Annotated in this window: 9 protein-coding genes and 1 pseudogene; 9 read left to right on the forward strand and 1 reads right to left on the reverse strand. The window is 43.4% G+C overall.

Annotated elements, in window-relative coordinates; translation table 11 throughout:
• The 9 genes and pseudogenes from Q1V93_RS18770 to Q1V93_RS18810 all read left to right on the forward strand — a co-directional run.
• Positions 1-187: pseudogene (locus tag Q1V93_RS18770) on the forward strand (phage tail protein); the annotation flags it as partial.
• A gap of 30 nt (positions 188-217) precedes the next feature.
• A complete protein-coding gene (locus Q1V93_RS18775; protein ID WP_300666919.1) occupies positions 218-772 on the forward strand; it encodes a tail fiber protein in 555 nt (184 codons plus the stop codon).
• A gap of 42 nt (positions 773-814) precedes the next feature.
• Positions 815-1969 (forward strand): ABC transporter substrate-binding protein, encoded by a 1155-nt coding sequence (locus tag Q1V93_RS18780; RefSeq protein WP_300666922.1) that lies wholly within the window; start codon positions 815-817, stop codon positions 1967-1969.
• Entirely contained in the window at positions 1969-2901 is a 933-nt protein-coding gene (locus Q1V93_RS18785; RefSeq protein WP_300666924.1) for a formyltransferase family protein, read from the forward strand. Before Q1V93_RS18780 ends, Q1V93_RS18785 begins: the two co-directional genes overlap by 1 nt.
• A gap of 61 nt (positions 2902-2962) precedes the next feature.
• Entirely contained in the window at positions 2963-7903 is a 4941-nt protein-coding gene (locus Q1V93_RS18790; RefSeq protein ID WP_300666926.1) for a T9SS type A sorting domain-containing protein, read from the forward strand.
• Between the two features lie 224 nt (positions 7904-8127).
• The gene (locus Q1V93_RS18795) at positions 8128-8424 is read left to right on the forward strand and encodes a helix-turn-helix transcriptional regulator (protein ID WP_300666927.1); all 297 of its coding nucleotides are present in this window, start codon (positions 8128-8130) and stop codon (positions 8422-8424) included.
• Positions 8425-8602: 178 nt separating this feature from the next.
• Positions 8603-9031, forward strand: a complete 429-nt coding sequence (locus Q1V93_RS18800; RefSeq protein ID WP_300666929.1) for a hypothetical protein — start codon at positions 8603-8605, stop codon at positions 9029-9031.
• A gap of 100 nt (positions 9032-9131) precedes the next feature.
• On the forward strand, positions 9132-9455 hold the full coding sequence (locus Q1V93_RS18805) for a hypothetical protein (protein ID WP_300666931.1): 324 nt from the start codon (positions 9132-9134) through the stop codon (positions 9453-9455).
• Positions 9456-9971 (forward strand): Crp/Fnr family transcriptional regulator, encoded by a 516-nt coding sequence (locus tag Q1V93_RS18810; RefSeq protein ID WP_300666933.1) that lies wholly within the window; start codon positions 9456-9458, stop codon positions 9969-9971. It begins immediately after the preceding gene.
• Between the two features lie 103 nt (positions 9972-10074).
• Here the strand turns inward: Q1V93_RS18810 and Q1V93_RS18815 are convergent, their stop codons facing one another.
• A complete protein-coding gene (locus Q1V93_RS18815) occupies positions 10075-10263 on the reverse strand; it encodes a zinc-binding dehydrogenase (RefSeq protein WP_300666934.1) in 189 nt (62 codons plus the stop codon).
• Positions 10264-10269: the final 6 nt, after the last annotated feature.

Below are 10269 nucleotides of genomic sequence, written 5' to 3' on the forward strand. Positions count from 1 at the left end.
CTTTCCTGCTACAACCACAGGTAATACTTATGCTGACACTGCTACTGCAAACATCTTTACTGGAGGAACGGTAGTAAGCGGAACAAGTGATATTACAGGAGGAGGACAGGCATTCAGCATTCTGAATCCTTACCTGTGTATGAACTATTCGATTGCACTTCAGGGAATCTTCCCAAGTCGTAATTAATTGTTTTACTTACTCTAACACGATTTAATTATGTCTACAGAACCATTTATCGGAGAAGTAAAACTTTTGGGGTTTAACTTTCCTCCACTGGGCTACATGACTTGCCAGGGACAGATCCTGTCTATTGCTGCATATACGGCGTTGTTCTCATTGATCGGAACGACTTATGGCGGAAATGGTCAGACGACTTTTGCGCTTCCTGATTTGCAAGGACGAATGCCGGTAGGACAAGGTCAGGGACCTGGTTTACCAAACTATGTCATGGGTGAAGCATCCGGAAATACAAATATGTCTTTGAAAACAGACAATTTGCCTCAACACATTCACACATTGGTAAACATGCATGTGCAGGTAAAAGCATCCAGTGCAAACGCCGGAGAGCAAAGTGCTGATGGAACTTTTCCTGCTACAACCACAGGTAATACCTATGCTGATACAGCGACAAACAATCTTTTCACAGGAGGAACCCAGGTTTCAGGAACAACTGATTCTGCCGGAGGCGGTATGCCTTTCAGTATTTTGAATCCTTTTCTATGCCTGAATTTTTCAATTGCAGTGGAAGGTATTTTTCCGAGTCGAAATTAACTAAATACGGGAGTGCGTTTACGTACTCCCCTTTTTGATTATATGATGCAAACAATTGGTCTACTTTTACCACGCTCAACCTACTATACAGGCTTGAGCTTTGACATTTTCGAGGGTGCGCGTTCATCTGTTCGTCATATTGAACGTGACAATATCCGTCTGGTAACTGAAAATATCGGTTTCGGGACTGATAAGCAATTGTGCTACAAGGCCGCTGAAGAACTGATTATGCACGAAAATGCAACTGTAGTTCTGGCTTACATCGGTCACCGGATGGCACAGGTTCTGAAACCATTGTTCCAGGCCTCAAACCGTTTGCTGATTGTATTGGATGCCGGGGCAAATGTTCCGCATGAATGGCCGGAAACTCCGAATATCATTTATCATTCCCTGCACAACTCATTTGGTTCATGGTTAACAGCCAAGCGCGCTGTCAACGATGGTTTTTCACAAGGAGGAATGATTACCGGGTATTACGACGGTGGTTATCTTCAGACCTGGGGACTTTGCAGCGGTTTTATCTCCGCCGGCGGAAGCATCGCTTTCAACCATGCTACCGGTTACAATAAAAATGATTTTTCCATGAATCCCTTAAAAGAACACGTGGAAAAATACCCGGAAGGTGCATTATTGAGCATTTTCAGCGGAGATTACGTTCAATGGTATTTTGAGGAATTAAAGGGTGTTTTCGGTGAAAACCATTTACCGGTTTACCTCCCTCCTTTCGCACAGGAAGAAACCATGCTGAAAGATGCGGTTCATCCCGGCGGACTTATTAAAGGAATTGCAGCCTGGTCTTCTCAACTGGATAATCCGGAGAACAAAATATTCATCGACACCATTGAATCCAATGGTCGCACTGCGAACCTGTTTTCATTACTTGGGTGGGAAGGCGCACTATTGGCTGTTCATGCAAGCGATTTGATGCTCGAACATAAGAATAATGTGCAGCTCGTTTCGGACTCCATGATGGATTTTTCATTTAACGGTCCGAGAGGAAACGTTTATTTCCATGCTCCGACAAGACACACCATGGCTCCGCTGTTTGAAACCAGCATTCAAAAAGACGAAAACGGAACATGTTCTTTATTGATCGAAAAAAGTGTGGAGGATTCCCATTCTGCTTTTGAACAATTCATTACCATCTCTACCGAAAATGCGATTTCGGGATGGTATAACAGTTATACCTGCATCTGATGGAACAAAAACGCATACTGGTTCTTTGCGGCGGTCAATTCGCATTTCCGGCTCTTCAGACCCTGGGTCTTGAAAAATTCTTGTGCGGCGTTGGAATCGGGAAAGGTGAAAACGAAGCGCTGAAAGTGATTGAAAGAGAAACGCAAAACAGCGGACTGCCCTATCAATCATTTCCAACAAAAGACAGTTTGGTAAACTTAAAATCCTGGATTGAAGAACTTCAGCCGGATTATATTTTCAGCATTTCATTTCCATTCCTGCTTTCTGAAGACATTCTCTCCTACGGAGAAGAACGTTTCATTAATTTTCATCCTGGACCGCTTCCCGAATATCGCGGACCGATGCCGCTTTTTGAGGTTTTGCGCTACCAGGAGAAAGAAACTGCAATCAGCGTTCATTTTATGAACCCAGAGTTTGACGAAGGGGCAATCATCCTGAAAGAAAAACTGGCAGTTTCACCCAATGAAACGTATGGTGAATTGGCAATCAAATTAAGCGAACGCACTGCAATGGTGGCATTAAATGTTGCGCATATGCTTCAATTCGGCTCTCAGATTCCACGAACGGAGCAAGATGAAAACCAGGCGCGCTATTTCGAAAAACCGGAAGTCACCGATACGTTCATTCAATGGAAAAGAATGCCGGCCGATGAAATTCTGTCATTGATCAATGCCTGTAATCCATGGAACCAGGGAGCTGACACCTTATTGCAGGGAAGAAATATCAAAATACTGTCCGCTTCATTATCCAAAGATCAGCATACTGATTCTCCCGGAAAAGTGTTACAACTGACACAAGAAGGAGAAATGGCGGTTTCATGCCTCGATGGACAAATTATCAATGTTCAAATCATAGCAGGAGATTTCGGAATTCAGACAGTGGAACGATTTGCCGCTAAAAAACCCGTCGTCGGCTTGTTTTTTAACTCGTAACTATCAAACACAAATACAATCAATGGTTTAACCACCTCAAATCCAAATTAAATATAGTGATATGAAAACAAAAAAATTACTTACGCTTGTCACCTTACTTCTGGTCGGACTTTACGGTTCTGCCCAGGTTCAGTTTTGGTCAGACAACTTCGAAGACTCAGGTGCACCCTCTTCAGGTACACGGACACCTTCAGTCGAAAACAGCTGGGGCTCGCCAGCCACACGCTATTTTTTCAGAACGAATGCCATTAATGGAACAAGTGTTGCCCTTCAAAACGGAGATTACATCGGAATGGAGGGAAGCAAGTGTTGGGCCGCTGAAGATATTGATGCAGCATTGAATGGAACAAACGGTGGACAAAGTCCTCAACAAAGTATTACCTGGACATCTATCAATATTTCCGGAAAAACAGGAATGAGTTTCAAAGGATTGTTTGCTTCGGAAAATACAGGTACTCCCTGGGAAGGACCTCTCATCCCACCTGCAGATTTTATGATCGTAGAATACCGGATTGACGGTGGTGCCTGGACAAGCTTAGTCCGTTTTTTCTCCAACAATGCTTCTAACGGTCAATTGTCGTTGGAAACCACTGGAGATTCCATAGGCGAAGGTGCACAGTTAACCAAAACTTTTACGGAATATTCTGGTCTTATTTCAGGTACAGGAACAACTTTGGAATTGCGTTTTAAAGGCTCTTCCAATGGTACAGGTACGGAAGAATTCGCTTTTGATAATTTCCGTCTTTTCGAAACGCCCTCTTGTACTGCTCCTAGTATTACAGGAAACCCTCCAAACCGTTCGATTTGTGTAAACGGAAATACTACATTTACTTCTAATGCAACCGGGGCAACCGCTTACCAATGGCAGGTAAATACCGGATCCGGATTCACGGATATTTCAAATGGTGGTGTTTATTCCAATGCAACTACCAATATCCTGACTATTATCGGTGCAACAGCAGGCATGAATGGTTACCAGTATCGTTGCAAAGCAATCAATGGTGTTGCAAGCTGTTTTACCAACACCAATCCTGCAACATTAAATATTTCAAACATTACCTCATCTACCGCAAAAAATGATGTCCTCTGCTTTGGAAATTCAAGTGGTTCTGCTGCTGTTTCACCAAACGGAGGAATTGGTTCTTATTCATACAGCTGGTCACCTTCGGGCGGAACGAATTCTATCGCGACAGGATTAGCTGCCGGATCTTACACGGTCACAATTACTGATGCCATTTCGTGTCAGATCACTAAAAACATTACGATTAATCAGCCGGCTTCGGCTTTAAATGCAGCTGTTGGTGGCGGGAAAACAGATGTCGCTTGTAATGGTGTTGCAACCGGTACAGCAACTGTTGCTCCAACAGGTGGAACTCCGGGTTATACTTACTCATGGGCGCCATCAGGGGGAACTGCTGCAACTGCGTCAGGATTAGCTGCAGGAACGTATACCGTAACTGTAACGGATGCTAATAACTGTCAGACTACGAGAAATTATACCATTAACCAACCTGCAACAGCATTAAATGCTGCAATTGGTGGTGGTAAAACGGATGTTTCCTGTAACGGTGGTTCAAACGGTACAGCAACTGTTGCTCCAACAGGAGGAACTCCTGCTTATACGTATTCATGGGCGCCATCCGGTGGAACTACTGCTACGGCTTCAGGATTGGGAGTCGGAGTATATACCGTAACGGTAACAGACGCAAATAACTGTCAGGCCACCCGTTCATTTACGATTACACAACCAACCGCTTTGAATACCGCTGCAGGAAGTAAAACAGATGTTTCCTGTAACGGTGGGGCAAATGGGACAGCTACCGTTTCTCCAACAGGCGGAACTCCTTCTTATACTTACTCATGGGCTCCATCAGGGGGAACCAATGCTTCAGCCACAGGATTGGGAGTTGGAGTATATACTGTAACTGTAACGGACGCAAATTCTTGCCAGGGAACGAAAACATTTACAATTACACAGCCAACTGCTTTGAATACTACTGCAGGAAGTAAAACAGATGTTTCTTGTAATGGTGGGGCAAATGGTACAGCTACCGTTTCCCCGACAGGTGGAACTCCTTCATATACTTATTCTTGGGCACCATCAGGAGGTACTGCCGCAACAGCTACAGGATTAGCTGCGGGAACATATACCGTAACAGTAACAGATGCGAATGCATGCCAGGGAACAAAAACATTCACCATTAACCAGCCGGCGTCTGCATTAAGCGCTGCAACGGGTGGTGGAAAAACGGATGTTTCCTGTAATGGCGGATCAAACGGTACTGCAACTGTTGCACCTACTGGCGGAACTCCTTCTTATTCTTACTCATGGGCGCCATCAGGAGGTACAAATGCCACAGCTACAGGTTTGGGTGTTGGAACGTATACCGTAACAGTAACAGATGCAAATTCATGTCAAACAACAAGAACGTTTACCATTAACCAGCCAACAGCATTGAGTGCTGCAACAGGTGGCGGAAGTACAAATGTGGCTTGTAACGGTGGTGCGAATGGTACGGCAACTGTTGCTCCTACAGGTGGAACTCCTTCTTACACTTACTCATGGGCTCCGTCAGGGGGAACTGCCGCAACTGCGACAGGTTTAGTCGCTGGAACGTATACCGTAACTGTAACGGATGCAAATACGTGCCAAACAACCAGAACATTTAACATCACTCAACCAACTACTGCTTTAAGTGCTGCAACAGGTGGAGGAAGTACAAATATTTCTTGTAACGGTGGTGCAAATGGTACAGCAACTGTTGCTCCGACGGGCGGAACTCCTTCTTACACTTACTCATGGGCTCCGTCAGGGGGAACTGCTGCTACAGCATCAGGACTAGCTGCCGGAACATATACCGTAACTGTGACGGATGCAAATGCATGTCAGACTCAAAGAACGTTTAATTTAACTCAACCCGCTGCTGCTTTAAGCGCTGCAACAGGTGGTGGTAAAACAGATGTTTCTTGTAATGGTGGTTCTAACGGTACGGCAACTGTTACTCCTACAGGTGGAACTCCTTCCTATACTTACTCATGGGCTCCGTCAGGGGGAACTGCTGCAACAGCGTCAGGATTAGCTGCGGGATCGTATACTGTTACCGTAACAGACGCAAACGCATGTCAGACGCAAAGAACATTTACTGTGAATCAACCAACAGCATTAAGTGCTGCAACAGGTGGTGGTAAAACAGATGTTTCTTGTAATGGTGGAGCAAATGGTACGGCAACTGTTGCTCCTACAGGGGGAACTCCTTCTTACACTTACTCATGGGCTCCGTCGGGCGGAACTGCTGCAACTGCATCAGGATTGACTGCAGGAACTTATACCGTAACTGTAACGGATGCAAATACATGTCAGACAACAAGAACATTTACCATTAACCAACCAACGGTGTTGGATGCTTCTACCGGTGGTGGTAAAACAGATGTTTCCTGTAACGGCGGTGCAAATGGTTCTGCTACTGTTACTCCAACAGGGGGAACTCCGGGTTACACTTACTCATGGGCTCCTACTGGTGGAACTGCTGCAACAGCATCAGGATTAGCCGCAGGAACGTATACCGTAACTGTAACGGATGCAAATACATGTCAGACTCAAAGAACATTTACTGTTGATGAACCAACTGTTTTAGATGTTTCTTCCGGGTCTACTACATCCGTTTCTTGCCATAATGGTGCAAATGGTTCAGCTACTGTTGCTCCAACAGGGGGAACTCCTTCTTACACTTATTCGTGGGCTCCTACTGGTGGAACTGCTGCAACAGCATCAGGATTAGCTGCAGGAACGTATACCGTAACTGTAACGGATGCAAACGGATGCCAAGGCAACCAAACATTCATTGTATCTGAGCCAGACACGTTAGCATTAACCATTTCCGCTCAAACCAATTTGACTTGTAATGGTGATACTGACGGTTCTGCGACAATCAGTGTAACAGGCGGAACTCCTTCATACACTTACTCATGGGCTCCGTCGGGTGGAACTGCTGCAACAGCGACAGGATTAGCTGCAGGAACATATACCGTAACTGTAACGGACGCAAATAACTGTGACGAAACACAAACTGTTATGATCACAGAACCGGCTGCAATTACGAATACTGATTCTCACACTTCATGCGGAACGTACGTTTGGGGAACTCAGACACATGCTACATCTGGTGTTTATACTCAGGTATTCACCAGCAACAACGGATGTGACTCTACGGTTACACTTACTTTGACTGTTAACCAGCCAAGTGCAAGTTCTGTATCGGTGATCAGCTGTGAAAATAGCTACACATGGGCTCAAAACGGAATGACATACAACACTTCCGGTTCGTATGAAGATACGATTCCGAATGCAGTTGGATGTGACTCTATCATTACATTGAACCTGACATTCAGCGGTTCTGTTCAATCGCAGTCTGTTACTGTTTGTGGCACTTATACCTGGAGTCAAACCGGAATTGCGTATACTGCATCAGGAACTTACTCCGATACTTTGACGAACGTCAATGGTTGTGACTCTGTTTTGGTACTGAATCTAACAGTTAATGCATATCCGGTTGCAACGATTACAGATAACGGAAATGGAACTCTGACCGCGTCAAGCGGAAGCAGCTACCAATGGATAAACTGTACGACAAATACAGCAATATCAGGAGCTACCAGTCAAACATTCGCTCCGACACTCAATGGCAACTATGCTGTTCTTGTTACAAACGCTGGTAGCTGTGGTGATACTTCAGCATGTGTTCTGGTAGACGATTTAGGACTTGGCGATTTGGATTCCAAATCAGTTCAGGTATTCCCGAATCCAACGGAAAATCATGTGACAATTTCTATGTCGTTTGCTAATGCGTTATTAACAATTACAGATGCTCAAGGCAAAACACATTATGTGAACCAGGTTACGAACGGTCAGTTGATCGATCTATCATCTTACGAAGACGGAGTTTACTTCTTATCTATTGAGACAGAATCCGGAAAAGTATTGAAACGAATCGTTAAACAATAACCCGAACAACTACTAATACTTAGAAAAGGAGACTCTCAAAAGGAGTCTCTTTTTTTATGCCAGTTCTCGTTTAAAATTAGACAGAACCGAAATTACCTCCTGTTTTTTCATTATTCAAGTAGTAATTTCAACAACATTCAAAGTGTTTAAATCAATTAAAAATCAACTGATTAGCTATTGTTTCAAATCAACTTTTTTCTTAACTTAAATAGAAAAAGTACAAAATGGGAGCAAAAAAGAAGCACTTATTTGCAGAACAGCAATATCGGGATGCAGAACTTGGTTTGATTGTATCCGCACCAGCACGCATTGAAATTTTACGTTATTTGGATAATCATTTGGTTATGAATATACCTATGCTGGAAGCATTTATTCCTTTACACAAAAAAACGATCAATCATCATGTGAACCTGATCGAGCGAAGTGGTTTGATCACGGGATATTATATCGGTAATATGTATTTCTGGTCGAAAAACGAGAAAATGGACGATGACTGGGACAAAATCAGCTGGGTTTTATAAACCTTGTGGATAAGCGTACGCTTATCCACAAGTTACCATGGTAACTTGTAATCCTAAATTACCCCCACTCACAATCTTTCCTATTACCAATTGATTACATTTTTTCAACGCTTCGGTACATTCATCCGGCAGGTATTTCAAAAATGACCGGAAAAAGCTTTCAATTTGCAGCAAAAAGATGAAACTATCAGTTACTTACCTCGCACGATTCACTTTCCTGTTCGCTATTCTTCTCCAATCCGGATTCTATGCCAAAGCACAGGAAACCAAACCCACAGAAACAACTCCGACCGTAAAATTCAAGCCTTTCGACGGAGTCTTTATTTTGGGATATGTCGACAACGGAGTCTTTCTAAACTTTACCGGACCCAATATCAGCTATACCAACAAAGGATCCAAAATAATCCTGGGTATGCTTCCGTCTTTGCGCTACAAAGAAGACCGGGGAACTTACAAAAACTCACCGATCACTCCGAACCTCGGTGTTGGTTTGACCTATTGTTATAAAAAGTTTGCCATTCAGGTTCCACTTTATTATAACGCGAAGACTTCAACATCAAACGGAAAGTGGAATATTGGAATCGGGATCGGAATGCGCTTGAAATAAATTCGAAAAGGGAATCTTCAGTTGTTCTAGAAAAAGATTAAATAATAACTTTGCTTAAGTTCCTGAGAACGGGATGAAAACAAAATCAACAGGTTAATCAATGGCAAAACTGGAACTTACAAGAGTCAGCGAATACGCGAACAAGGTCAGAGACATCAAAGTATTTATCGACAATCAACAAGTCGGTACGATCTCTAACGGACAAACCAAAACGTTTGACATTCCCGAAGGAAAGCAACATGTGTTGCAGGTGAAAATTGACTGGTGCACAAGTAATCCGGTTGAGTTTGACATTGATGAGCATGAGACAAAACGTTTCACCATGAGCAGTTTCGCGAAGCACAATCCGTTGGGAACCTTTGCTGCAATCTATTACATTACGGTTGCATCAAATAAATACCTGCATTTGGAGGAAACACTTTAAATGATTCTTCCGAATCTGTTGCAATATCCGGACGAAATGGAACAAAAACTCCTAAACTATTTTTCAAGGATTCTTCCGCTTTCGCAAGAAGAAATTGATGGAATTGTGGCGACGCTTACCATCAAAAAATTTCCGAAAGGAACCGTACTTCTGCGCGAAGGTGAAATTTCCATGGAAGCCTATTTCGTTTTGGAAGGATGCGTCAGACAATATTTCATCATTGAAGGCGAAGAAAAAACAAACAACTTTTTTTCAGAGGAACAATGGGTTATTTCCGTCAATAGTATGGCGAATAACCAACCTTCGAAGCACTTTCTCGAATGCTGTGAAGACAGCACACTCGTAGTTGGAAATCGTGAAAAGGAAGAAGCTTTGTACAAACAATTTCCGAAACTGGAAACAATCTCACGAAGAGTCATGGAAAAAGTTTTTGCCGAACAACAGGAATTGTCAGGCTCGTATTTTACCGACTCACCAGAAGAACGTTACCTGAATCTGATTCAAACCCGGCCGTAATTGCTACAACGAATTCCCCAATACATGATTGCAAGCTATATCGGGGTAAAACCGGAATCGCTGAGCCGGATTCGAAAAAGACTGACACAAAAATGATCCGCTTCTAACTTTCCGGAACAACCCGAACAGCCACATTTCCTTTTTTGTGACCCAAATCGACATAGCGATGTGCTTCAACCACTTCTTCCAAAGAAAAAACACGGTCAATGACGGGAACAAATTTTCCTTCATCAATCAATTCCTTCATCCATTTCATTTCAGCAGCAGATTCCTTTGCAACACCGGCGAGTATTTTCTA

It is taken from the genome of Fluviicola sp. (assembly GCF_030151805.1).
Lineage (GTDB): Bacteria > Bacteroidota > Bacteroidia > Flavobacteriales_D > Crocinitomicaceae > Fluviicola.

Excerpts from the sequence above, each read along its gene's own strand:
- Q1V93_RS18775 (WP_300666919.1), top strand. The coding sequence starts at position 218 with ATGTCTACAGAACCATTTATCGGAGAAGTAAAACTTTTGGGGTTTAAC.
- Q1V93_RS18780 (WP_300666922.1), top strand. The coding sequence starts at position 815 with ATGATGCAAACAATTGGTCTACTTTTACCACGCTCAACCTACTATACA.
- Q1V93_RS18785 (WP_300666924.1), top strand. The coding sequence starts at position 1,969 with ATGGAACAAAAACGCATACTGGTTCTTTGCGGCGGTCAATTCGCATTT.
- Q1V93_RS18790 (WP_300666926.1), top strand. The coding sequence starts at position 2,963 with ATGAAAACAAAAAAATTACTTACGCTTGTCACCTTACTTCTGGTCGGA.
- Q1V93_RS18795 (WP_300666927.1), top strand. The coding sequence starts at position 8,128 with ATGGGAGCAAAAAAGAAGCACTTATTTGCAGAACAGCAATATCGGGAT.
- Q1V93_RS18800 (WP_300666929.1), top strand. The coding sequence starts at position 8,603 with ATGAAACTATCAGTTACTTACCTCGCACGATTCACTTTCCTGTTCGCT.
- Q1V93_RS18805 (WP_300666931.1), top strand. The coding sequence starts at position 9,132 with ATGGCAAAACTGGAACTTACAAGAGTCAGCGAATACGCGAACAAGGTC.
- Q1V93_RS18810 (WP_300666933.1), top strand. The coding sequence starts at position 9,456 with ATGATTCTTCCGAATCTGTTGCAATATCCGGACGAAATGGAACAAAAA.